The organism is Streptomyces sp. NPDC052687 (assembly GCF_040678395.1).
Lineage (GTDB): Bacteria > Actinomycetota > Actinomycetes > Streptomycetales > Streptomycetaceae > Streptomyces.
The window spans coordinates 1-23013 of record NZ_JBFATR010000018.1 but is presented as its reverse complement, the minus strand read 5'-3'; the positions used below and the strand labels follow the sequence as shown (position 1 = coordinate 23013).

At 73.7% G+C, this 23013-nt stretch carries 17 protein-coding genes and 1 pseudogene; 11 read left to right on the top strand and 7 right to left on the bottom strand.

What is annotated here, in order from left to right:
• Positions 1-4 precede the first annotated feature (4 nt).
• From AB0K92_RS17120 to AB0K92_RS17105, 4 genes are read left to right on the top strand one after another with little or no spacing between them, the layout of a single operon-like run.
• Complete coding sequence (locus AB0K92_RS17120) at positions 5-1120, top strand: Glu/Leu/Phe/Val dehydrogenase (protein ID WP_166003661.1); 1116 nt, start codon at positions 5-7, stop codon at positions 1118-1120.
• Complete coding sequence (locus AB0K92_RS17115; RefSeq protein WP_365923618.1) at positions 1120-2775, top strand: AMP-binding protein; 1656 nt, start codon at positions 1120-1122, stop codon at positions 2773-2775. Before AB0K92_RS17120 ends, AB0K92_RS17115 begins: the two co-directional genes overlap by 1 nt.
• A gap of 49 nt (positions 2776-2824) precedes the next feature.
• Positions 2825-4228 (top strand): pyridoxal phosphate-dependent aminotransferase, encoded by a 1404-nt coding sequence (locus AB0K92_RS17110; RefSeq protein WP_365923616.1) that lies wholly within the window; start codon positions 2825-2827, stop codon positions 4226-4228.
• 13 nt (positions 4229-4241) lie between these two features.
• Positions 4242-5135: a fumarylacetoacetate (FAA) hydrolase gene (locus AB0K92_RS17105; RefSeq protein WP_365923614.1), complete on the top strand. Its 894-nt coding sequence runs from the start codon at positions 4242-4244 to the stop codon at positions 5133-5135.
• On the opposite strand, the gene AB0K92_RS17100 is transcribed toward AB0K92_RS17105, so the two are convergent.
• The gene (locus tag AB0K92_RS17100) at positions 5114-5542 is read right to left on the bottom strand and encodes a MerR family transcriptional regulator (protein WP_166003653.1); all 429 of its coding nucleotides are present in this window, start codon (positions 5540-5542) and stop codon (positions 5114-5116) included. The two genes, AB0K92_RS17105 and AB0K92_RS17100, sit on opposite strands and share 22 nt — an antisense overlap.
• Before the next feature lie 64 nt (positions 5543-5606).
• Here AB0K92_RS17100 and AB0K92_RS17095 point away from each other — a divergent pair, with 64 nt between their 5' ends.
• Entirely contained in the window at positions 5607-6815 is a 1209-nt protein-coding gene (locus AB0K92_RS17095; RefSeq protein ID WP_166003650.1) for an MFS transporter, read from the top strand.
• Between the two features lie 129 nt (positions 6816-6944).
• Here AB0K92_RS17095 and AB0K92_RS17090 read toward each other — a convergent pair whose 3' ends face one another.
• The 3 genes from AB0K92_RS17090 to AB0K92_RS17080 are packed head-to-tail and all read right to left on the bottom strand — an operon-like array spanning position 6945 to position 10998.
• The gene (locus AB0K92_RS17090) at positions 6945-8162 is read right to left on the bottom strand and encodes an FAD-dependent oxidoreductase (RefSeq protein ID WP_365923611.1); all 1218 of its coding nucleotides are present in this window, start codon (positions 8160-8162) and stop codon (positions 6945-6947) included.
• Complete coding sequence (locus AB0K92_RS17085) at positions 8159-9562, bottom strand: FAD-dependent oxidoreductase (protein WP_365923609.1); 1404 nt, start codon at positions 9560-9562, stop codon at positions 8159-8161. Before AB0K92_RS17085 ends, AB0K92_RS17090 begins: the two co-directional genes overlap by 4 nt.
• A complete protein-coding gene (locus tag AB0K92_RS17080) occupies positions 9559-10998 on the bottom strand; it encodes an FGGY family carbohydrate kinase (protein ID WP_365923607.1) in 1440 nt (479 codons plus the stop codon). The genes AB0K92_RS17085 and AB0K92_RS17080 overlap by 4 nt, the downstream gene beginning before the upstream one ends.
• 259 nt (positions 10999-11257) lie before the next feature.
• Between AB0K92_RS17080 and AB0K92_RS17075 the strand changes: the two genes are divergently transcribed.
• The 5 genes from AB0K92_RS17075 to AB0K92_RS17055 all read left to right on the top strand — a co-directional run bounded on the left by AB0K92_RS17075 (position 11258) and on the right by AB0K92_RS17055 (position 19222).
• Positions 11258-12250: a hypothetical protein gene (locus AB0K92_RS17075; protein WP_365923605.1), complete on the top strand. Its 993-nt coding sequence runs from the start codon at positions 11258-11260 to the stop codon at positions 12248-12250.
• 32 nt (positions 12251-12282) lie between these two features.
• Entirely contained in the window at positions 12283-13800 is a 1518-nt protein-coding gene (locus AB0K92_RS17070; protein WP_166003640.1) for an amino acid permease, read from the top strand.
• Positions 13801-14707: 907 nt separating this feature from the next.
• On the top strand, positions 14708-15805 hold the full coding sequence (locus AB0K92_RS17065) for a mechanosensitive ion channel family protein (protein ID WP_365923602.1): 1098 nt from the start codon (positions 14708-14710) through the stop codon (positions 15803-15805).
• A 303-nt stretch (positions 15806-16108) separates the two neighbouring features.
• Positions 16109-18328 (top strand): NADP-dependent isocitrate dehydrogenase, encoded by a 2220-nt coding sequence (locus tag AB0K92_RS17060; protein WP_365923600.1) that lies wholly within the window; start codon positions 16109-16111, stop codon positions 18326-18328.
• A 108-nt stretch (positions 18329-18436) separates the two neighbouring features.
• Positions 18437-19222 (top strand): N-formylglutamate amidohydrolase, encoded by a 786-nt coding sequence (locus AB0K92_RS17055; protein ID WP_365923598.1) that lies wholly within the window; start codon positions 18437-18439, stop codon positions 19220-19222.
• Between the two features lie 18 nt (positions 19223-19240).
• On the opposite strand, the gene AB0K92_RS17050 is transcribed toward AB0K92_RS17055, so the two are convergent.
• The 3 genes from AB0K92_RS17050 to AB0K92_RS17040 are packed head-to-tail and all read right to left on the bottom strand — an operon-like array spanning position 19241 to position 21830.
• Positions 19241-19759, bottom strand: coding sequence for a hypothetical protein (locus AB0K92_RS17050; protein ID WP_365923596.1), 519 nt, complete (start codon positions 19757-19759; stop codon positions 19241-19243).
• A gap of 5 nt (positions 19760-19764) precedes the next feature.
• Positions 19765-20403 (bottom strand): sigma-70 family RNA polymerase sigma factor, encoded by a 639-nt coding sequence (locus AB0K92_RS17045; protein ID WP_206313174.1) that lies wholly within the window; start codon positions 20401-20403, stop codon positions 19765-19767.
• Positions 20400-21830, bottom strand: coding sequence for a S8/S53 family peptidase (locus AB0K92_RS17040; RefSeq protein ID WP_365923594.1), 1431 nt, complete (start codon positions 21828-21830; stop codon positions 20400-20402). The genes AB0K92_RS17045 and AB0K92_RS17040 overlap by 4 nt, the downstream gene beginning before the upstream one ends.
• Before the next feature lie 118 nt (positions 21831-21948).
• On the opposite strand from AB0K92_RS17040, the pseudogene AB0K92_RS17035 reads away from it, so the two are divergent.
• Positions 21949-23013: pseudogene (locus tag AB0K92_RS17035) on the top strand (CHAT domain-containing protein); the annotation flags it as partial.

The following is a 23013-nucleotide window of genomic DNA, read 5'->3' as shown; positions in this document are numbered from 1 at the left end:
GACCATGAGCGTTCTGGAAGAACCGCAGGACCCGGCGTTCGTCACCCATCTGTACGGCAGCGGCGGCGCCGTCAAGGGCTGGGTCGTCGTCGACTCCCTCGTCGACGGGCTGGCGATGGGCGGCGTCCGCATGACCCCCGGGGTCACCGAGGAGGAAGTGCGCGGGCTGGCCCGCGACATGACCCACAAGTTCACCCTCGCCGGCCTGCGCATCGGCGGCGCCAAGGGCGGCATCGTCTCCGACGGCACCAACCGTGAGGAGACGTTCCGCACCTTCGGCCGGACCGTCAAGCCGCTGCTGCACGGCGGTATCCACCTCGGCATCGACATGGGCGTCACCCCGGCCGACCGGGCCGTCTTCTTCGCCGAGGCCGGCTACGACCCGCGCTACCGGCTGGGCGCCCCCGACATGCCCATCGACTGGCGCACCTACTACGAGCCGCTGATCGACGCCACCGGTCACGGCGTGGGCGTCGCCGCGGTCACCGCGCTGGAGGCCAGGGGGCACACCGGGCCGGCCCGGGTGGTGGTGCAGGGCTTCGGCGCGGTGGGCCGCGCGGTCGCCCGGTTCCTGGAGGACCGCGGCCATGTCGTGGTGGGCGTCGCCGACGTGCGCGGCACCATCAGCGCCGACCGCCTCCCGGTGGCCGACCTGATCGCCGTCACCGACGAGTTCGGGCACATCGACCGCACCCGGCTGCCGCAGCACGTCACGCTCTCGTCCGAGCCGGACGCCTGGCTGGACGTCGACGCCGACCTGCTGATCCTCGCCGCGCAGAAGCACGCCCTGAACACCGAGAACGCGCACCGGCTGCGGGCCCGGCTGGTCGTCGAGGGCGCCAACCTCGCCTCCACCGACGAAGCCCGCGAGAAGGTAGCCGCCTCCGGCGCGGACCTGGTGCCGGGCGTGATCGCCAACATCGGCGGGGCCGGCTCGGCCGCGCTCGCGGTCACCCGCGTCGTCCCCTTCGAGCTGCCGGCGGACGCCCGCAAGCAGTGGGTCTTCGACTGGGTCGCCGACCGGGTCCGGCAGAACACCCGGGACCTGCTGGAGATCTCCGCCGCCCGCGCCGGCAACCCGCTGCCCGAACTGCTGGCCGCCCGCCGAAAGGAGCTGTGATGACCACGGCCACGCACACCGGCCTGGCCACCGCCTCCGCCGACGACCGGGCGGCGGAGTACCGGCGCCGCGGCTGGTGGCGGGACGAGACCTTCCTGGACGACCTGCGCCGGCAGGCCCGCGAGCGGCCGCACAAGCTGGCGATCGCCGGGCGCCGGCTGCGCGAGGCGCGTACCGACACCCTCGGCTACGCGGACCTGGCCCGGCTCACCGAGCGGTTCGCCGGCGCGCTGCGCGAACTGGGCGTCGGGCACGGTGACTTCGTCGCCGTGCAGCTCCCCAACCGGTGGGAGATGGTGCCGCTGATGTTCGCCTGCATCCGGGTCGGCGCGGTGATCTGCCCGATCGCCCCCGACTGCCGGGAGGACGAGCTGCGGCACCGCCTCGCGCTGACGGAAGCGCGCGTGTGTGTCACGGTGCCGGAGTGGGACGGCTACCCGCTCGCCGGCACGGTCGCCGCGCTGCGGTCCGAACTGCCGCTGGAGCACGTGGTGGTGGTCGACGGACACCGCCCCGAGGGCACGCTGGGCTTCCACGACCACTTCGTCGCCCAGCCCTGGGAGGAGCGGCTCGCGGACGACCCGGAGGTCCGTGAACTCGGCCCGGACGACCCGTTCGTGGTGCTGTTCACCTCCGGGACCACGGGCGAGTCCAAGGGTGTCCTGCACAGCCAGAACACGGTGCACTCGGCGGTGCGGGGCTATGTCGACCACTTCCTGCTGGACGACGGTCTCGTCGCCGCCGTCACCACCCCGCTGGTCCACTACTCCGGCTTCGCCCAGGGCGTGCTCGCCGGGGTGATGCTCGGTGGCACGGTGGCCTTCCAGGACGTGAAGGACAACGCCACGCTGCTGGACCTGGTGGAACGCTACGGCGCGAACCTGCTGTACGGGCCGCCGCCGACGCTGACCGACGTCGCCGCCTCCCAGCGGGCCGTCCCGCGCGACGTCACGACCCTGCGGCACGTGGTCACCGGCTCCGCGCCCGTACTCCAGCCGCTGGTCGACGAGTTGCGCGAGACGCTCGGCGCGCGCACCTACTCGGTGTGGGGCATGTCCGAGTACGGGCCCGTCACGATCACCCGCCTCGACTACAACCAGGACTGGGCGGCGCACAGCAACGGGCAGGCGATCGACTCCATGGAGATCCGCATCGACGCCTGCCACGACCCGGGCAAGCGGGCCGCGGTGGGCCGGCTGCGGGTGCGCGGCGCCTCCCAGGCGCTCGGCTACTACAAGCGCGAGGACGTCTTCGCGGCCGAACTGACCGCCGACGGCTGGTTCGACACCGGTGACGTGGCCCGCGAGGACGGACGCGGCGGCATCCGCATCCTGGGCCGCGCCAAGGACGCCATCATGCGCGACGGCATCGTCGTGCCGATGACCGAGCTGGAGGCGATCATCGCGAGCCACCCGCTGGTCACCGAGGCGGCGCTGATCGGACCGAGCGGGCAGGTCGACGACGTGATCGTCGCGGTCGTCGTGCCCAGCGGCGACGCCCGCCCGACGCTGGAGGACGTACGCGCCCAGCTGCGCGCGGCCGACCAGGACCCGCGGTTCTGGCCCGAGCGTGTGGAGGTCATCGAGGCGCTGCCGAAGACGCTCACCGGCAAGGTCCGCAAGGCCGAACTGCGGCGGCGTTACGCCGAGGCGTGACCCCGCCGCGCACCACCGAACCACCGTCCTCCGACCCGTGGAGCCCCCCATGCCCGTTCCCGCACAGGTGACCGCGTCGGCGACGCTCGCCGCCGACGAAGCCCTCGCCCGCAGACGCCAGGCCGGCGAACAGGTCCTGTCCATGGCCAGCGGCGAGATCGGCCTGCCCGTCCCCGAGGGGATGCGGGTCTGGCTCGCCGAGGCCGCGCACGAGGGGGCCTACGGCTCCGTGGCCGGCGGTGCGCCGCTGCGCGAGGCGGCGGCCGGCTACTGGCAGCGGCGCGGTCTCGCGGCCGACCCGGAGCTGGTGGTCGCCGGGCCGGGCAGCAAGCCGCTGCTGTTCGCCCTGCTCATGGCGGTCGGCGGGGACGTCGTCATCCCCCGGCCCAGCTGGGTCAGTTACGCCGCGCAGGCCCGGCTCGTCGGTGCGCGGGCCATCGACGTGCCGGTCCTGCCCGGGCAGGGCGGGGTGCCCGATCCGGACCGGCTGCGGCAGGCCGTCGGCGCGGCGCGGGCCGCGGGGCGCGACCCGCGCGCGGTCGTGGTGACGGTGCCGGACAACCCCACCGGCACCGTCGCCTCGCCCGACACGGTCCGGCGGCTCGGCGAGGCCGCGCGTGAGCTGGATCTCTTCATCATCTCCGACGAGATCTACTGCGACCTCGTCTTCGACCCGGCCACGCCCGTGGTCTCCCCGGCGGTGTTCGCCCCCGAGCGGACGGTGGTGACGACCGGGCTGACCAAGAACCTGGCCGTGGGCGGCTGGCGCACCGGTGTCGCCCGGCTGCCCGACAGCCCGGCCGGGCGGGAGCTGCACACCCGGCTGGTGGCCGTCGCCAGCCAGATCTGGTCCAGCCCGCCCGCGCCCATCCAGGCGGCGGCGGCCCGCGCCTTCGCCGAGCCACCGGAGATCACCGCCTATGTGGTCGCCGCGCGGCGGCTGCACGCGACGGTCGCCCGGGCGGTCGCGGAGCGGTTCACCGCGGCCGGCGCCCTGCTGGCTCCGGTGGTGGCCACCTGCTACCTGTACCCGGACTTCGAGCCGCTGCGGGACCGGCTCGCCCTCACGCACGGTGTGCGCACCGGGGACGAGCTGGCCCGGCTGTTCACCGACCGGTACGGCGTGGGCGTGCTGCCCGCCTCCGCCTTCGGCGAGTCGCCGGACCCGCTGCGGCTGCGGGCGGCCACCAGTCGCCTGTACGGCGACACCGACGAGCAGCGCGCCGCCGCGCTCGCCACCGCCGACCCGCTCGGACTGCCCTGGATCCGCGCGGCCGTCGACCGGATCCACGACGTCCTGACCGACCTCGTCCACCCGACCGGCAGCCAGCCGACCGGCAGCCAGCCGTCCGGCATCCACCCGAGCGACGCCCGGCCGACCGACATCCACCCGACCGACGTCCACCCGTCCGATGCCCCGGTCGCGTCGGACCGACCCCGATCACGGGCCTAGGAGGGCCCCAGCCATGACCATCCTCTTCGAATGCGAGTACCAGGACGCCCGGTGGGTGGGCTTCGAGAAGCCCGAGCCCGGCCGGCCCGTGACGCTGTACAAGGTCTCCGACGGCCGTCTCCAGGCCGAGTTCATCGCCGCCGAGCGGCCCGAGCAGGTCGTCGACGCCATCAAGGCCGACGCCGAGTCGGTCACGGTGGAGGGCGGCGAGGAGGAACTGCGCTACCTGCCGCCGCTGCTGCCCCAGGCCACCGGCAACGCCCTGCTGAGCGGCTTCATGCGCACCCACAAGTCCAAGTTCGAGGGACAGCCGACCGAGGGCGAGGAGTTCGTCCCGCCGAACTGGTTCTTCAAAGGCTTCGGCTCCTGGCTGCGCATGCCCGGCGACCCGCTGGTCGTCCCGCAGAACGTCCGCGCCCTGATCGAGGAGCCGGAGGTCGCGCTCGTCTACGTCAACGACGCCGACGGCAACCCGCACTACGCGGGCTACACCATCGCCAACGACCTGTGCGACATCGGCCTGCACATCGAGAACCCGGGCTGGAACCCGTACTGCAAGCTGTGCGACACCTCGATCGCGCCGTGGCTGTTCCTCGGCGCGCCGCCGGCTTCGGTGACCGGCCGCGTCACCATCGAGCGCGACGGCGTCACCGCGTGGGAAGGCCCCTTCGACTGCGGTGAGGACGCCCTCTACTTCACCGTCCGGGACATGATGGACCACCTGTTCACCTTCCCGGCGGTGCGGCGGCCCGAGATGGTCAACTACGTGTTGCTGGGCGCGGACAAGGCCAGCTACCACGACGGGTTCCGCATCGCCGACGGCGACCGCATCGTCATCGACGTCAAGAGCCACGGCATCGTCCTCGACAACGCCGTGCAGTACGTTCAGACGCCCGCGGTCTCGTAACGCGGGGCCGCGCCGGAGCCGGCCGCCGCCACGGCGGCCGGCTGCTGGGAACGGCGGGTGGTCTCGAGGTAGTCGGCGATGGCGTCCCGGCTGCGGACCAGGCACTGGATCCGCTCGGAAATGCGCTCGAGTTCACGCTCCAGCGTGGCGATCGTCTCCGGGGTGGGATCGGTGATGTGGATCGCCCGGGGCTTGCTGTGCAGGCACGGCAGCAGCTGCTTGATGACCCGGGTCGGCAGTCCGGAGTCGAGCAGGCCCCGGATCTGCAACACCCGGTCCACGTAACCCTCGTGGTAGTCGCGGTAGCCGTTCGGCGAACGGCTGGGGACGATCAGCCCCTGCTCCTCGTAGTAACGCAGCAGTCTGCGGGGCGTTCCGGTACGGTCCGCCAGCTCCCCGATCCGCATATGACCCACCTCACAACTCAGCGCCTTGACCTTCACATCAATGTGACCCTTTGAGGATACAAGCATGTCAACGTCTACGTCCCCGACTCACCTGCCGGAAGAGTCAGTTCCGGCAGCGGAAGACCGCAAGCTCCCCCTCTCCCCCCTGCTCGCGCTCGCCACCGCGGCCTTCATGATGGTCCTGACCGAGGCGCTGCCCGCGGGTGTGCTGCCCGAGATGGCCCGCGACCTCTCGGTCAGTGAGTCCGCTGCGGGGCAGACACTGACCGTCTACGCGATCGCCACCGGTGTGGCCGCCGTCCCGCTGGCCGCAGCGACCGCGACCTGGCAGCGCAAGCGGCTGATGGTGGTGTCCGTGCTGGCGTTCGTCGTCGCCAACCTGGTGACGGCCGTCTCCTCCAACTACGCCCTCACGATGACGTTCCGGCTGATCGCCGGTGTCGCCGCGGCCGCGGTGTGGGGCGAACTCGTCATCTACGCCCGCCGGCTGGCGCCGCCTCACCTCGCGGGCCGGGCGATCGCGATCGCCATGTTCGGTATTCCGCTCGCCCTGTCCCTGGGCATCCCGGCGGGCACCTTCCTCGGTTCGCTGTTCGGCTGGCGGCTGACGTTCGGTCTGATCGCGCTGGTCTCGCTGCTGCTGGTGGTGTGGATCCTCGCGTCGGTCCCGGACCACCCCGGCCAGAAGCCGGGCCACCGTGAGCCGATCCTCCAGGCCTTCCGCCTCCCCGGCGTCGCCGCGATCCTGTTCGTGGTCGCCGCGTACGTCCTGGCCCACAACACCTTCTACACCTACATCGCCACCTTCCTCGACGAGTACGACATGGGCGGCGACCGCGACACCGTGCTGCTGGTGTTCGGCATCGCCTCCATGGTCAGCATCTTCATCACCGGCGCCCTGATCGACCGCAAGCTGCGCCAGCTGACCATCGCCAGCGCCGTGCTGTTCCTCGTGGCGTCGGTCCTGCTGGCCCTGCTCGCCGACAGCTCGTTCGCGGTCTACGGCGCCATGGTCCTGTGGGGTCTCGGCTGGGGCGGTCTGGCCACCCTGCTGCAGACGGCCGTCACCGACGCCGGCGGCGACCGCGGACAGGCCCTGCTGGTGACGATCTGGAACAGCTTCATGGCCGCCGGCGGTGTGGCCGGCGGTGTCCTCCTCGACGCCCTCGGCCCCACGTCCTTCCCGTGGAGCGTCGTGATCCTCCTGGTCCCGGTCCTGCTCGTGGTCGTGGGCGCCCGCGCCCACGCCTTCCCGGCCAAGCGCGGCTCCTGACCGCACGGCACCCGCGAAACCCCGGTCCGGCACGACGTCCCCCGCGTGCCGGACCGGTTCCGCGTTCCCGCGCGTTCCGTGCCCGGAGGCGTGATCGGGTGTCCGGTTGCGGCCCTCCCGCGCGGTGGGTCAGACGACCCTCACCCGCACCGGCCCTCCGTCCGGGTCGACCCGGTGGGTCCAGCGGGCCGTCAGCGTCAGGGACCGCCCGGCGGCGGCGCCGCGCACCCGCTCCCGGTGCAGGACACGGCCGTCCTGGCCGACCTCGACGAGCGGGCGGGTCAGGCGGGCCGCCGTGCGCAGGGTGTACGGCAGGGCGTCGGCCGGGGTGACGCGGCCGGGGGTGATCCAGCGCAGCGGCGGATCCACGGTCAGCGGCACCCCGGCGGGCCAGTCGCCTCCGGCGAGCGACGCGGCCACCGATGCGGCCACGTGCGCCCCTTCCCGGGCCGCCGTCGCCGCCCGTTCCACCGCGTGCAGCACGTTGCCGGCGGCGAACACGCCGGGGCGGGAGGTGCGCAGGGCGCCGTCGACGGCGGGGCCGCGGGTGCGGGGGTCGAGGGCGAGGGCGCCGCGCCGGGCCAGTTCGTGGTCGGGGACGAAGTCGCCGGTGAACACGACGGTGTCGCAGGGCAGGACGGCCGTACGGCCGTCGTGATGACGGACGCGGACGCCCGACAGGCGGCCGTGGCCGAGGAGTTCGGTGACGGTGGTGCCGGTGAGCAGCGGGACGCCGCGGCGCAGCCGGGTGTCGAGGGCTCGCGCGGGTGCGGTGCGGTGGCCGGGCAGGTCGGTGACCAGGGCGACGACCGCGGTGCCGGCGCGGCGCAGGGTGCCGGCGGCGGCGTACGAGACGTCCTCCGCGCCGACGATCACCGCGCGGGTGCCGACCGGCTGCCCGTAGAGGTGGACGGCCTGCTGGAGTTCGCCGGTGGTGTAGACGCCGGCGGGGCGGGTGCCGGGCACGAGGCGGGCCGCGCGGGGGCGTTCGCGGGCGCCGGTGGCCAGCACGACGGCCCGCGCGCGGATCGTCCGAGGCCCCTCGGGGCCGACCGTGGCCAGGTCGAGCGGGCCCGTCCAGTCGAGTGCGGTCACGCCGGTGCGCAGGACCGCCCCCGCGCGGGCGGCGGCCTCCACCAGGTCGCGGGCGTAGCGCGGGCCGGTGAGCGGGCGGCGCCAGGTGCCGAAGCCGCCGTGCGCGCAGCTGCGGGGCACTCCTCCGGGCGTCCGCTCCCGTTCCAGCACCTCCACCCGGCCGGCGCCGCTCGCGGCCAGGGCCTTGGCGGCGGTGAGTCCGGCGGGTCCGGCGCCGACGACGAGCACGTCGACGTGTCGTACGGCCGTCATGGGCGGGCCTCCTCGAACAGCGCGCGGACGGCGGCCCCGCAGTGGAAGCCCTGGCAGCGGCCCGCGCGGGCGCGGGTGCGGCGGCGCAGCCCGTCGAGGGAGCGCGGCGGGAGGGTGGAGGTGAGGGCGTCGTGGATCTCGCCGAGGGTGACGCGTTCGCAGTGGCAGACGAGGGTGCCGTAGCGGGGGTCGGCGGCGATGAGGTCGGGCCGCTGGTAGGGGCGTGGGAAGGCTTCGCCGAGGTTGGGCATGCGCACCGGTTCGAGGTCGCGGGCGGGGCCGGGGTCGAGTCCGGTCTCGGTGAGCAGGCCGAGGACGTGTTCGGCGAGGGCGAGGGAGGAGGTGAGTCCGGTGGAGCGGATGCCGCCGACGGTGACGTATCCCTGTCCGGGGTGGGCGCGGACCTGGTAGTCGTCGTGCTCGGTGGCGGCGCGCAGCCCGGCGTAGACGGCGGTGACCTCCTCGTCGAGCAGGGCGGGCAGGACGCGGCGGCCCTGGGCGCGCAGGGTGCGCAGGCCGTCGGCGGTGGAGCCGGTGGCGTGTCTGTCGTCCAGGTCCTCGGCGGTGGGGCCGAGCAGGACGTTGCCGTGGACGGTGGGGGCGACCAGGACGCCCTTGCCGAGCGCGGTGGGGACGGGCAGCAGGATGTGCCGGACGAGGGGGCGGGCGAACTTGTCGTAGACGAGGAGCTGGCCGCGGCGCGGGGTGACGGTGAAGTCGTCGTGGCCGAGCAGGCGGTCGAGGGTGTCGGCGTGCAGCCCGGCGGCGTTGACGAGGCGGCGGGCGCGCAGGGTGCCGCGGGTGGTGGTCAGCTCGTGCAGGCCGTCCCGTCGGCCGGCCTGTCCGACCCGGCAGTTCAGGTGCAGGTGGACGCCGTGGCGGACGGCCTGGGTGGCGTAGGCGAGGGGGGTCGTCCAGGGGCAGATGACGCTCTCGCCGGGGATGTGCAGGGCGCCGAGCGCGCCGGGGCCGAGGTGCGGTTCGCGGGCGTACAGTTCGGCGGCGTCGAGGAGGCGGGTGTCGTGGCAGTCGTTCGCGGCGGCCTTCGCGGCGAGCCGGGGCAGGGCGGCGAGCTGGTCCTCGTCCCAGGCGACGAGGAGGGCGCCGACCCGTTCGACGGGGATGCCGGACTCGGCGGCGTACGCGGCGAGCAGCCGGGCGCCCTCGCGGACCAGCCGGGCCTCCAGGGAGCCGGGCACGGCGTCGAAACCGGTGTGCAGGATGGCGGTGTTGGCCTTGGAGGTGCCCTGGCCGACGTCGTCCTGCGCCTCGACCAGCGCCACCCGCAGCCGGGGGTGGCGGGCGAGCGCGCGGGCGATCGCGGCGCCGACCACTCCCGCGCCGACCACGGCCACGTCGTACGGTTCGCCGGGCAGGGGTCCTTCGAAGGTGACCGTCACGCCGGCTCACCGTGCAGCAGCGCGGCGACCGCCGTGCGGAAGTTCGCCCGGCGTTCGGCCGCCTCGTCCGGGGTGACGCGGGGCTCGTAGACGGCGGACGGTTTCCCGTCGGGCAGGGCGTCCGCGAGGGTGAGGCCGGGGGTGGCGCCGAGGCGGGCCAGGGCGCCCGCGCCGAGGGCGGTGGCGTCGGCCAGGGCGGACACCTCGACGGGGCGTTGCAGGAGGTCGGCCTGGGTCTGCATGAGGAGGGCGGAGCGGGTGAGGCCGCCGTCGACGCGCAGGGTGCCGAGCGGGGTGCCGAGGTCGTCGGCGGCGGCGTCGGCGAGTTCGGCGACCTGGGCGGCCAGGCCCTCGCACAGGGCGCGCACGAGGTGTCCGGGGCCGGTGTCGAGGCCGAGCCCGGTGAGCGAGCCGCGCAGGTCGCCGCGCCACCAGGGGGCGGCGAGCCCGGCGAGGGCGGGGACGAAGGTGACGCCGCCGCTGTCGGGCACGGCCGCGCCGACGGTGTCGAGGTCGGCGGCGCCCTGGATGACGCCGAGGCCGGTGAGCCAGCGGACGGCGGACGCGGCGGTGTAGACCTGGCCGTCGAGGCAGTAGCTGGTGTGTCCGGCGAGCCGCCAGGCGACACAGCTGACCAGGCCGGAGGCGGAGCGGCGCGGGCGGTCGCCGGTGTGGGCGAGGAGGAAGGCGCCGGTGCCGTAGGTGCACTTGGCGCCGCCGGGGGCGGTGACGCGCTGGGCGAGCAGGGCGGCCTGCTGGTCGACGACGAGGCCGGTGAGGGGGATCTCGGGGCCGAAGGCGGTGGTGGTGCCGACGGGGCCGGCGGTGTCGACGACCTCGGGGAGCCGTTCGCCGGAGAGGCCGTACAGGTCCAGTGCCCGCGGTGACCAGGCCGCGCTGTCGAGGTCGAGGAGCTGGGTGCGGCCGGCGGTGGCGGCGTCGGTGACCAGGGCGCCGGTGAGCCGGTGGACCAGCCAGGCGTCGCTGGTCGTCACCACCCCCTCGGTGGTCAAGTTCCGTCGTATCCAGGCCATTTTCGGTGCGGCGAAGTACGGGTCCAGCGGCAGGCCGGTCAGTTCGCGTAATTCCTCGGCGTGCTCGGCGAGTTCCGCGCAGATGGTCTCGGCGCGGCGGTCCTGCCAGACGAGGGCGTCGGTGAGCGGGCGGCCGGTGGCCGGGTCCCAGGCCAGGACGGTCTCGCCCTGGTTGGCGAGCCCGAGGGCGGTGATCGGTTCGCCGGCCTCGGCGAGCGCCCGGCGTCCGGCGTCGACCACCGAGTCGTACAGCTCGGCGGGGTCCACTTCGACCAGGCCGCCGGGCAGGAAGCGGGGGCGCACGGGCGTGAAACCGGTGCCGAGGACGCCGCGCTCAGGGCAGATCACCAGCGCCTTGGTGCCGGAAGTGCCCTGGTCGACGGCGAGTACCGGTCCTGTCATCGCGCCTCCCGGGCCGTGGTGATCACGGACGGACAGCCTGCCGTCGACGGCCACACGACGTCAAGCGCCGCTGACCCGCTGTCAACCCTGCTGCGGGCACGGTTGGTTTCCCGGATGGCGAAACAGACGACTCGTCCGGATCACACGCCTCTATAGTGACGGCCGACCGAACACGATCTCCTCAACCGCCGCTCGGGGGAGGGCTGTTGTCACACCACCCTGCCGTCATGTCCCGCCCGTTGACCGGGGCGGGAGGGTGATGGCCAAAGACGGAGCACGCCCCGCCTACGATCCCGCCGGACCCGACACCGCGCTGCGCGCCGCCCTCCAGGAGCTGCGCGCCGGTCGCTGGATGTCGATGCGCGCCCTGCTCGCCGAGACCGCCTCGTGGGGGCAGTGGACGCAGCGCACCCAGGTGCTCGCCGCCGCCGCGGCCGGCACCGACGTGGTGCGGGCCTGGCTCGCCGAGGAGCCGCACAGCGGGCCGGCCGCCCTGATGCACGCCCGGGTGGCCGTCGAGCGTGCCCTGCGCGCGCACCGGGAACGGCACGGGAGGACCGTGGAGTTGTGGCACGAGGCGTGGCGGGCGTGCGACGCGCTCACGCGTGCCGCGCCCAACGACCCGGTGCCCTGGGTGTGCCTGCTGGCGCTGGCCCGGCTGGACGAGGACCAGCGCTGGACGGAACACCGCGTGGCGCCCCCGGAGCCGATGCTTCCGCCGGGGCCCTGGGGTCTGCTCGCCGAGGCCGACAAGCGCGACCCGTGCAACCGCGAGGCCTACCACCGCATGCTCCAGTTCCTGTACGGCCGTTCGGCGTCCGGGCGGCTGGCCGAGGCGGTCGGCTTCGCGCACTGGGCGGCCGACGCGGCGCCGCCGGGCTCACCGCTGCATCTGCTGCCGCTGTACGTCCGGGTGGAGCGCTACCGGCGCGGCGGCGGACGCGAGGCCGCGCTCGATCTGCACTGGGTCGCCGAGGACGCCTGCCGGGAGGCCCGGCGCGCGTTCCACGGCTGGTTCGAGCACACCACGGCCGCCGAGCGCGCTCCGCTCGACCTGAACCACCTCGCCCACGCCCTGTGGGGCGCGCTCCAGTTCACCGAGGCGGACCGGGTGTTCGACGCGCTCGGCCCGTACTGGACACCGCTGCCCTGGGCGCACCGCACCGCCACGCCGGGCGACCACGCCCAGGCCGTGGAGGTGTTCCTGCTGGCCCGCGCCCGCAGCAGGTCCGGAGCGCACCGCCACCCCTGACGTCCCCCGTTCCGTCTCCCAGGAGGTCCCGCATGCCCCGCACCCCCCAAGGCGCCCCGCTCCCGGACGAGGAGCAACGCCTGCGCGAACTGGGCTACCGGCCGGTGCTCGCCCGCCGGATGGGCGGCTTCGGCAACTTCGCGATCAGCTTCTCCGTGATCTCGATCCTGTCCGGCTGCATGACGCTGTACGGCTTCGGCATGGGCGCGGGCGGCCCCGCGGTGATGCTGTGGGGCTGGGCCGGCGTCGGCCTGTTCGTGCTGTGCGTGGGGCTCGCGCTGGCGGAGGTCACCAGCGCGTACCCCACCTCCGGCGCGCTGTACTACATGGCCGACCGGCTCGGCGGGCGCCGCTGGGGCTGGTACACGGGCTGGCTGAACCTGCTCGGTCTGCTCGGCGCCATCGCCGGCATCGACTACGGCGCGGCCCTGTTCACCGGGGCGTTCCTGAACCTGCAGTGGGGCTTCCAGCCGACGCCGGAGAAGACGATGCTGATCTTCGTCGTCATCCTGCTGCTGCACGCCGTGCTGAACCTGTTCGGCGTGCGCCTGGTCAGCGTGCTCAACTCCATCAGCGTGTGGTGGCACCTCGGCGGTGTCGCGCTGATCGTCGGCGCGCTGGCGATCGTCCCCGACCACCACCAGTCGCCGTCCTTCGTCTTCACCGAGTTCGTCAACGACACCGGCTGGTCCAACCCGCTGTACGTCGCCGCGATCGGCCTGCTGCTCGCCCAGTACACGTTCTCCGGCTACGACGCCTCCGCGCACCTGTCCGAGGAGACCGCGGGCGCCTCGGTGGCGGCGGCACGCGGCATCGTGCGCGCCATCTGGGTGTCGTGGGTCGCCGGTTTCGTACTGCTCGCCGGTCTGACCTTCGCCATCCGGGACTACGACGCGACGCGCGCCAGCGAGACCGGGGTGCCGCCCGCGCAGATCCTGCTCGACGGGCTCGGCACCGACGGCGCGAGCGCGCTGCTGCTGGTGGTCATCGTGGCCCAGCTGTTCTGCGGCAACGCCGAGGTCGCCGCCGCGAGCCGGATGGTGTTCGCGTTCAGCCGGGACCGGGCGCTGCCCGGCTCACAGCTGTGGCGCAAGGTGAGCGTGCGCACCCAGACCCCGGTCGCCGCCGTCTGGCTGTCGGTGGCGGTGGCCTGCGTCCTGGCCCTGCCGTCCCTGTACTCGGCGACGGCGTACGGCGCGGTCACCGCGATCAACGTCATCGGCATCACCCCCGCGTACGCCATCCCCGTCTACCTGCGTCTGCGCGCCGGTGACCGCTTCACGCCGGGCCCCTGGCACCTGGGCCGCTGGAGCAGGCCGATCGGCTGGATCGCGGTGGTGTGGGTGGCGTTCGTGACCGTGCTGTTCTGTCTGCCGCAGTCCTCGCCGGTGACGGTCGACACGATGAACTACGCGTCCGTCGCGCTCGCCGTCGTCCTCGTCCTGGCCACCGTGTGGTGGTTCGTCGCCCGCCGCTCGTACGGCACCCCGACGACCGCCGCGTACGGCACCGACCACGAACAGGCGGAACTGGCCGAGGGCATCGTCTGAGCCGTGCGCGCGCCACGGCGCCCGCGGCACCTGCCCGCGCTGCGGTGCCTGCGGGACCTGCCCCCGCTGCGGTGACTGCCGGGCCCGCCGGTGCCGCCGTGCCGGCCGGACCTGCCCGCGCCACGGCGCCCGCCGGGCCCGCCGGTGCCGCGGGGTCGCGGGTGCCGCGGGGTCGGCCGGACCTGCCCGCGCCAGGGCGCCCGCCGGTGCCGCGGGGTCGGCCGGTGCCGCGGTGCCGGCCGGAACTTCCCGGGTCCGGCCGCCGGGTCGGTCCGGCAGGGGGCGGTGTCCGGCGGGCCGGCGTCCGGCGGGCCGGTTGCCCCGCTCCCCCGGCGCGGTGCCTCACCGCCGAGCGTGGCGGACCCCCAGCCGGCCCAAACCCACGGCCCCCGAGACGGCCGGAACCCATGGCTCCCGAGACGGCCGGAACCCATGGCCCCCGAGACGCGGGTCTCCGGCCCGCCGGGGCGGGAAGGCCGCCGGGCCTTGCAGCGCAGGTCCCTCCATCCCGCCCTTCAGGTCCCACGGGAGCGCCACGCGCCGCGCCATTCGATCCGTCCGCCGACGGCGGCGATCGTCGCAGCGTTGTCCGGGGGCGTTCCCGCAAGCGCGGCCGGCGCCGGCGCCAGGTCGCCGCGCGTCGTGGCGCTGAGCGCCCACGCCGCGGGCGCTCGTCCGACTCCGCGTGTGCGACGCCGGACCGGCGGCCGGGAACGCGTCGGCTGCACTCCACCGCCCCCGCCCGGCAGCGGCCGAGACTCCGCCTCCCGGTGCGAACACGCGTGCCGGATACGGCAGGATGAGCGCTCGCACATCCCGGAATTCGAGCAGGTGACAACGTGACGACACTTCACATCCGGCCGCCGGCGGCCCCGTTTGCCGCGGATCGTCCCTCCGGAGGTGACCGATGACCCGCGCGCTGACCCTGGACGACTTCATGCTCGCCGGCATCGCGCTGGCCGCGGGCCTGCTGGCGGCGTTCGCGCTGCGGCTGCTGCTGCGCTGGCTGGGCAAGCAGGCCGACCGCACCCGCTGGAGCGGCGACGACGTCATCGTGGACGCGCTGCGCACGGTGGTGCCGTGGGCGGCGGTCGTCGGCGGCGCGGCGGCCGCGGCGGCGGTGCTGCCGCTGACCCGGACCGTGCAGCACCACACCAACCAGGCCCTCACGGTCCTGCTGATCTTCGTGGTGACGCTGGCGGCGGCGCGGGTCGTGGCCGATCTGGTCCGGTCGGTGGCCCAGTCCCGCTCGGGCGTCGCCGCCTCGGCCACGATCTTCGTGAACATCACCCGCGTGATGGTGCTGGCGCTCGGCTTCCTGGTGGTGCTCCAGACCCTGGGCATCTCCATAGCCCCGATGCTCACCGCGCTCGGCGTGGGCGGTCTGGCGGTCGCGCTGGCCCTCCAGGACACCCTCGCCAACCTCTTCGCGGGCATTCACATCCTCGCCTCGAAGACCGTGCAGCCGGGCGACTACATCCGGCTGAGCAGCGGCGAGGAGGGCTACGTCACCGACATCAACTGGCGGCAGACCACCATCCGCAACCTCTCCAACAACCTGGTCATCATCCCCAACGGCCAGCTCGCGGGGACGAACATGACCAACTACAACCGGCCCGAGCAGGAGCTGACCATCATGGTCCAGGCCGGGGTCGGCTACGACAGCGACCTGGAGCACGTGGAGCGGGTGACCTGCGAGGTGGTCACCGAGGTGATGACCGACGTCACCGGCGCCGTCCCGGACCACGAGCCCGCCGTCCGCTTCCACACCTTCGGCGACTCGCGGATCGGTTTCACGGTGATCCTGGGCGTCGGCGAGTTCAGCGACCAGTACCGGATCAAGCACGAGTTCATCAAGCGCCTGCACCGCCGCTACCGCGCGGAGGGCATCAGCATCCCGGCCCCGGCCCGCACGGTCACCCTGCGCCCGGGAGCGGCGGTGATCCCGCAGCAGCGGAGCACGGAGAGCGAGCCGGCCGAAGCCCCGGCCGCGGGGGTGGAGTAGTCACCCGCCGTAGTCACTCGGGCCGGCCGGCGCCCTGGTCGGCGCGGAGGCCGCCCGGTATGCCGACACCCCCCACATGACCTGACCGCCCCCCCCACACACATGACCTGACCGGCGCGCCCCGCCCGCCCCACCCGCAGCCGGGCGGCTGACGGACCGGCCACGGACACCGGCACGCGGCGTGACCGACGGACACGGGCACGCGATGTGGCCGAGAACCGTGGCCGGACCCCTGTCGAGACGGGGGCGATCACGAGATATCTTGATGTCGAGCAATGTTGCAGACGTGGAGCGGAGCACCCGGTGACTGACTCGACCATCATCTATACGCACACTGACGAGGCCCCGGCCCTGGCGACGTATTCCTTCCTGCCGGTGGTCAAGGCGTACGCCTCGCAGGCGGGTGTCGCCGTGGAGACGCGGGACATCTCGCTGGCCGGCCGCATCATCGCCGTGTTCCCGGAGTACCTGACCGAGGACCAGCGCATCCCGGACGCCCTCGCCGAGCTGGGCGAGCTGGCCAAGACGCCCGCGGCCAACATCATCAAGCTGCCGAACATCTCGGCGTCCATCCCGCAGCTGAAGGCCGCCGTCGCCGAGCTCCAGGGCCAGGGCTACGCGCTGCCGGACTACCCGGACGACCCGAAGACCGACGAGGAGCGGGAGATCAAGGCCCGCTACGACAAGGTCAAGGGCTCCGCCGTGAACCCGGTCCTGCGGGAGGGCAACTCCGACCGCCGCGCCCCGGCCTCGGTGAAGAACTACGCCAAGACCCACCCGCACCGCATGGGCGCCTGGTCCGCCGACTCCAAGACCGATGTGGCCACCATGGGCCAGAACGACTTCCGCTCCACCGAGAAGTCGGTCGTCATCGCCGAGGACGGCACGCTGAAGATCGAGCTGGCCGCCGAGGACGGCACGACCACCGTGCTGCGCGAGTCCGTACCGGTCGTCGCCGGTGAGGTCGTCGACGCCTCCGTGATGCGCGTCGCCCACCTGCGCGAGTTCCTGGCCTCCCAGGTCGCCCGCGCCAAGGCGGAGGGCGTGCTGTTCTCCGTGCACCTGAAGGCGACGATGATGAAGGTCTCCGACCCGATCATCTTCGGCCACGTGGTCCGCGCCTTCTTCCCGAAGACCTTCGAGCGCTACGGCGCGACGCTGGCGGCCGCGGGCCTGTCCCCGAACGACGGCCTCGGCGGCATCTTCAAGGGCCTGGAGTCCCTGCCGGAGGGCGCCGAGATCAAGGCCTCCTTCGACGCCGAGCTGGCCGAGGGCCCGGCCCTGGCGATGGTCGACTCCGACAAGGGCATCACCAACCTGCACGTGCCGTCGGACGTCATCGTCGACGCCTCCATGCCGGCCATGATCCGCACCTCGGGCCACATGTGGGGCCCGGACGGCCAGGAGGCCGACACCATCGCGGTCATCCCGGACTCCTCCTACGCGGGCGTCTACCAGACCGTCATCGAGGACTGCAAGGCCAACGGCGCCTACGACCCGGCCACCATGGGCTCGGTGCCGAACGTCGGCCTGATGGCGCAGAAGGCCGAGGAGTACGGCTCCCACGACAAGACCTTCGAGATCCCGGCCGCGGGCACCGTCCGCCTGGTCGACCAGGCCGGCAACGTCCTGATCGAGCAGCCGGTCTCGCAGGGCGACATCTTCCGCGCCTGCCAGACCAAGGACGCCGCGATCCGCGACTGGGTCAAGCTGGCCGTCACCCGCGCCCGCGCCACCGGCGACCCGGCCGTGTTCTGGCTGGACGAGACCCGCGCCCACGACGCCAACCTGATCGCGAAGGTGAAGCAGTACCTGCCGGAGCACGACACCGAGGGCCTGGACATCCGGATCCTCAGCCCGGTCGAGGCCACCAAGCTGTCGGTGGAGCGCATCCGCCGCGGCGAGAACACCATTTCGGTGACCGGCAACGTGCTGCGTGACTACCTGACCGACCTCTTCCCGATCCTGGAGCTGGGCACCAGCGCCAAGATGCTGTCGGTCGTCCCGCTGATGGCGGGCGGCGGCCTGTTCGAGACGGGCGCCGGCGGCTCCGCGCCCAAGCACGTCCAGCAGCTGGTCAAGGAGAACTACCTGCGCTGGGACTCCCTGGGCGAGTTCTTCGCCCTGGTCCCGTCGCTGGAGCAGTACGCGACGGCCACCGGCAACGCGAAGGCTAAGGTCCTCGCCGACACCCTCGACCGCGCCACGGCGACCTTCCTCAACGAGGACAAGTCCCCGACCCGTCGCGTCGGCGGCATCGACAACCGCGGCAGCCACTTCTACCTGTCCCTGTACTGGGCGCAGGAGCTGGCCAGGCAGACCGACGACGCCGAGCTGGCCAAGGCCTTCCAGCCGCTGGCCGAGACGCTCGCCGCGAACGAGCAGAAGATCGTCGACGAGCTGAACGCCGTCCAGGGCAAGCCGGTCGACATCGGCGGCTACTACCAGCCCGACCCGGCCAAGGCCGCCGCGGTGATGCGTCCCTCCGCCACCTGGAACGAGGCCCTGGCCTCCCTGAGCTGACGCTCACCCCGTCCAGGGGTTCCCCGTATCCGCCCCGGTCGGCACACTGCCCGACCGGGGCGGACCCGTCTCGTCCGTTCCCGCGTCCCACGCCCTTCGGAGCCGCCCGTGTCCCGTCCGTCCTTCGACCTGCTGCCCGGCGACGACGACTCGCCGGTGATCCTCCATGTCCCGCACTCCTCGCGGGAGATACCGGCGGACGTCCGCGCCGGCATCGTGCTGGACGACGAGGCGCTCCGGCGGGAGCTGGACCACATCGTCGACGCCCACACCGACCGGATCGCCGCCGAGGCGGCCGAACTCGCGCCCGTCACGCCCTGGAGGTTCGTGAACCGGCTGTCGCGGCTGGTCGTGGATCCGGAGCGGTTCCCCGACGAGCGGGAGGAGATGCTCGCCGTCGGCATGGGGGCGGTGTACACGCGGACCACGCACCGGGAGGTGCTGCGGCCCGCCGACAGCGACCCCGAGCCGCTGATCGAGCGCTACTTCCGGCCGTACGCGCGGGCCATGACGGAGGCCGTGGCGGCGCGGCTGGCCGCGACCGGGCGGGCGGTGATCATCGACGTGCACTCGTACCCCACCGAGCGGCTGCCGTACGAGCTGCACGGGGACGGTCCCCGGCCGCCCGTGTGCCTGGGCACCGACGCCTTCCACACGCCGCCGGAGCTGCTCGCCGCCGCCCGCGCCGCGTTCGGCGAGCAGACCGGGCTGGACAGCCCGTTCAGCGGGACGTACGTGCCGCTGGAGTTCCACGGGACGGACCCGCGGGTGTCCGCGCTGATGGTGGAGATCCGCCGGGACACCTACATGGCCGAGCCGGGCGGCCCGGCGGGGCCGGGGCTGGGGCGGCTGGCGGAAGCGCTCGCCGCGCTGGTCTCCGCCGTGTCGCGCTGACGCCCCCGCCCCGCGCGGTCAGGCCCGCAGCCACTCCGTCACGACCACCTCCCCACCGGTCCGCAGCCGCAGGGCGAACGGGCCGGTGGGCGGCAGATCGCTGGTGAAGCGGCCCATGGCGTCGGCGGTGAGGGTGTCGGGGACGGCCGGGTGCGGACCGCCGAGGACCTCGATACGGGCGGGCTGCGGCGGCAGCACCTGCCCGATCAGCCCGTGCGCGGTCACCTCGACGTCCACGCTCAGCTCACCGGTGCTGAAGGTCAGCATCCGCGGTACGTCTCCGGCGCCGCGCACCGGGATGGCGTCCACCAGCGAGTCGAAGGTCAGCTCGGCGAGGCGGGCGTCGAGGTCGTGCAGGGCGTAGGCGTCCACCGCGATCCGCCACAGCTCCGGCGGGACCGGGTCGAGGATCGCGGCGGCCTGCCGCAGCTCCTCCTCCAGCAGCCCGGCGCCGAACTCCGCGTCGTCCAGGGCGGTTTCGTCACCGCTGTCGTGGGGGCCGAAGCCGTCGTCGGCGCCGCCGGCGCCGTTGGTCATGTCGTTCACGATGCTCCCCGTGCGTCGAGTCGGGCGCGCAGCCGGCGCAGACAGCGCTGGCGCAGCGGTCCGATGCTGCCGACGGCGATGCCCAGAGCGGCGGACACCTCCTGATAACTGGGCGGCGGCGAGGCCATCAGCACCCGCAGCAGCTGCCGGCACCGCTCCCCCAGTGCCTCGAACTCCTGCCACAGCCGCCGGACCCGCTCGCTCTGCGCGGCCGCCTCCTCGGAGTCGAGCAGGGACTGCTCCGGCGTGCGGTCCTCGCTGACCCGGTCCAGGAGTTGCGGGTCGTCGGTCGGCGTCAGCCGCTGCCAGCCGCGGATCACCTTCAGCGACTCGTTCCGCGCGGTGGTCGCGAGCCAGGATCCCGCCTTGTGCGGTTCGCGGATCCGCCCGAGGTGCTGGGCGAAGCGGAACCAGACCGTCTGGTAGACCTCGTGGGCGTCGGCGTCGGAGAGCCGGTGCGCGCGCACCACGGACCACACCAGGGGGCTCAGCCCTTCCACGAGCGCCTTCCAGGCCGCCGCGTCACCGTCGACGGCGGACTGGACGAGCGCGCCGACATCTGCACGGTCCACGGCCCCACCCCTCGTGTACGGCAAGTCATCGTACGCCGTGGCGGGGACTGCTCCGGCGCTCATACGGCGGCGAGCGGCGCGGCGACCGGGACGGGGCGCCAGGTGGGCGGCACCAGCGCCGGTACGTGCGCCCCGCGCACCTCCGCGAACTCGGTGTTGTCCGCGAGGAGCCGGCGGGCGGCGGCGCGCGGGTCGCGCTCCTTGTGCGCCGTCATGTAGGCGGCGACCAGCCCGGCGACCACGGGGGCGGCGAACGAGGTGCCGCTCCACTGCGCGAGCCCCTGGAACATCACCTGGTCCGGCTTGCCCTCGGTGCTGTCCTCGCTGAGCAGGCCGGTGTGGCGGGGGAACTGGCAGGTGCAGCCGTAGCCGAAGCCGTAGCGGCAGGCGTCGTAGGTGGAGTGCTGGTAGACGTACGGCACGGGGGCGCCCCAGCCGGTCAGGGCGCTGGTGAGGCGCTCGCCGGGGGCGTAGACCTTTACCCAGGCGCCGTGGTTGGAGAAGCAGGCGCCGAACTCGCCGTCGCCGCGCAGCGCGCCGACCGAGAGCACGCTGTCGCCCCAGTCGGGCAGGTCGGCGTAGGCGGCGGGCCAGAAGGGGGTGGCGCTGGCGTTGTTGCCGGCGCAGGCGACCAGCAGGGTGCGCTGCTCGCGCAGTTCCTCCATGAACGCCTGGACGCCGAGGAGTCCGTCGGTGCGGCCGTTGGAGGTGCCCGCGGAGAGGCTGAGGATGTCGGGCCAGCCGCTCGCGTCGACCGCCTCGAACAGCCGCTCGCCGAACTCGGACTCCAGGACGGCACCGGCGTCGTTGAGCGAGTTGCGTACGGTGACGTCGGTGTTGGGGGCGACGGCGGCGACGAGGCCGGCGATGAACGTGCCGTGCCCGACGTACTGCTGGAGGACGCCCGCCTCGTCGGTCTCCCGGAGCTGGAGGTCGCCGCGGGTGTGGGCGAGCAGCGGGTAGGCCCGGTAGTCGCTCATGAGGCCGGTGTCGACGACGAGGACGCCGACGGAGGTCTCCGGGTCGTAGCGGCCCTCGGCGGCGGCCGGGTTCGGCGGCTCGTTCTGCGGGGCGGGCGCGGGTTCGTCGCCGGGGCAGGCGTTGACCGCGATCGACACCACGTGGTTGCGGCTGACCAGCCGGCGGCCCGCGCGTCCCTCCGTCTGCCGCAGCGCCCGCAGCGCGCTCGCGACCGCGCGGTCCGCGCCGGGCGCGCCCTCGCCGGGGTCGCCGACCTGGATGCGGGTGATGCCGGAGCGGTTGCGCGGCGGGCTCGCCCGCCGCACCGTGTCGGGGGTGAGGTCGGGCGCCTCGGTGAAGAAGGTGCGGACGGTGTCCTCGACGACCTGGGCCTCCTCGCCGTCGCGGGCGAGGACGACTCCCTTCTCGTACAGGAACTCGGCGGAGTCGTCCGGTCCCATGGCGAGCGGGACGTCGGGCATCGCGCGCTGGATCTGGTCGAACTGCTCGCGGAATCGGTGTGGAGCCATGGTGTGTCCTCCCCCTCGAGGCGACGGTCGTCAAGTAGAGCCGTGCTGCCGCTGATTGATACAGAGACGAATCGGTGGCCCGTGGTTCCGCGGGACGGCGGCCACTACCATCCGTGGGGTGAGAGCGGGAAGCGACTCGGTTCTCGAACTGCTGCCGATGGTGTTCGCCGCCCCGAACGAGGCGCTGGACCGGGCGCGGGAGGTGCTCGCCGCCGACCCGTCACCGCTGCACGCCTCCGTGGCGCACCAGGTGATCGGCATCTGGCAGCGGGATTTCGGCGATCTGCGGATCGCCCTGCACCACCTGCGGCGTGCCCGCGATCTGGCGGCGCGCGCGGACTCGGCGGAGCGGGAGGCGGACGTCCTCGGCACGCTCGGGGTCGCGCTGGTGCACGCGGGGCGCACCCGACAGGGGCTCGCGGCGTTCGAGCGCGGGGTGGCGCGCGGTACGGGGCATACCCGGGCGCGGGTGCGGTACCGCAGGGCGTACGTCTGGTGGGTGCTCGGCCATCACCGCGAGGCGCTGGAGGACGTGCGCCGGGCGATTCCCGTGCTGCGGCAGGCGGACGACGTGATCTGGACGGCGCGGGCGCTGACGCTGCGGGCGACGGTCCATCTGGCGCTGGGCGCGGTGGAGCGGGCGGACGCCGACTTCACGGCGGCGGAGAAGCTGTGGGAGACCACCGGCCAGGAGCACGACAAGGCGGACGCGGTGGAGAGCCGGGGGCTGGCGGCGTTCCGGTCCGGGGACATCCCGGCGGCGCTGCGGCTGCTGGACGAGGCGGAGGAGCGGTACGCCAAGCTGGGCACGCCGACGTTCATGCTGAACATCCGCCGCTGCGAGGTGCTGATGGCGGCCGGCCTGGCACCGGAGGCGCTGGCGGAGGCGGACGCGGCGATAGCGGTGCTGGACGGGATGGGCGGGCAGTCCACCCGCAAGGCGGAGCTGCTGCTGGCGGCGGCGCGCGCGGCCCGGCTCGCGGGTGATCCGCACACCGCGATCGCCCGTGCGGCGGTGGCGGTGCGGCTGTTCTCGGGGCAGCGGCGCACCTGGTGGGAGGCGCATGCCCGGCTGGTGCTGATCGAGGCGCGGTTCCGGCTTCACGGCCCCTTGCGGGTAGGGCTGCGGCTCCGGCTCTACGGCCCCTTGCGGGTAGGGCTGCGGTTCCGGCTCTACGGCCCC

Excerpts from the sequence above, each read along its gene's own strand:
- AB0K92_RS17120 (WP_166003661.1), top strand. The coding sequence starts at position 5 with ATGAGCGTTCTGGAAGAACCGCAGGACCCGGCGTTCGTCACCCATCTG.
- AB0K92_RS17100 (WP_166003653.1), bottom strand. The coding sequence starts at position 5,542 with ATGCGGATCGGGGAGCTGGCGGACCGTACCGGAACGCCCCGCAGACTG.
- AB0K92_RS17105 (WP_365923614.1), top strand. The coding sequence starts at position 4,242 with ATGACCATCCTCTTCGAATGCGAGTACCAGGACGCCCGGTGGGTGGGC.
- AB0K92_RS17090 (WP_365923611.1), bottom strand. The coding sequence starts at position 8,162 with ATGACGGCCGTACGACACGTCGACGTGCTCGTCGTCGGCGCCGGACCC.
- AB0K92_RS17040 (WP_365923594.1), bottom strand. The coding sequence starts at position 21,830 with ATGGCTCCACACCGATTCCGCGAGCAGTTCGACCAGATCCAGCGCGCG.
- AB0K92_RS17050 (WP_365923596.1), bottom strand. The coding sequence starts at position 19,759 with ATGACCAACGGCGCCGGCGGCGCCGACGACGGCTTCGGCCCCCACGAC.
- AB0K92_RS17070 (WP_166003640.1), top strand. The coding sequence starts at position 12,283 with ATGCCCCGCACCCCCCAAGGCGCCCCGCTCCCGGACGAGGAGCAACGC.
- AB0K92_RS17065 (WP_365923602.1), top strand. The coding sequence starts at position 14,708 with ATGACCCGCGCGCTGACCCTGGACGACTTCATGCTCGCCGGCATCGCG.
- AB0K92_RS17095 (WP_166003650.1), top strand. The coding sequence starts at position 5,607 with ATGTCAACGTCTACGTCCCCGACTCACCTGCCGGAAGAGTCAGTTCCG.
- AB0K92_RS17080 (WP_365923607.1), bottom strand. The coding sequence starts at position 10,998 with ATGACAGGACCGGTACTCGCCGTCGACCAGGGCACTTCCGGCACCAAG.
- AB0K92_RS17115 (WP_365923618.1), top strand. The coding sequence starts at position 1,120 with ATGACCACGGCCACGCACACCGGCCTGGCCACCGCCTCCGCCGACGAC.
- AB0K92_RS17075 (WP_365923605.1), top strand. The coding sequence starts at position 11,258 with ATGGCCAAAGACGGAGCACGCCCCGCCTACGATCCCGCCGGACCCGAC.
- AB0K92_RS17110 (WP_365923616.1), top strand. The coding sequence starts at position 2,825 with ATGCCCGTTCCCGCACAGGTGACCGCGTCGGCGACGCTCGCCGCCGAC.
- AB0K92_RS17045 (WP_206313174.1), bottom strand. The coding sequence starts at position 20,403 with ATGAGCGCCGGAGCAGTCCCCGCCACGGCGTACGATGACTTGCCGTAC.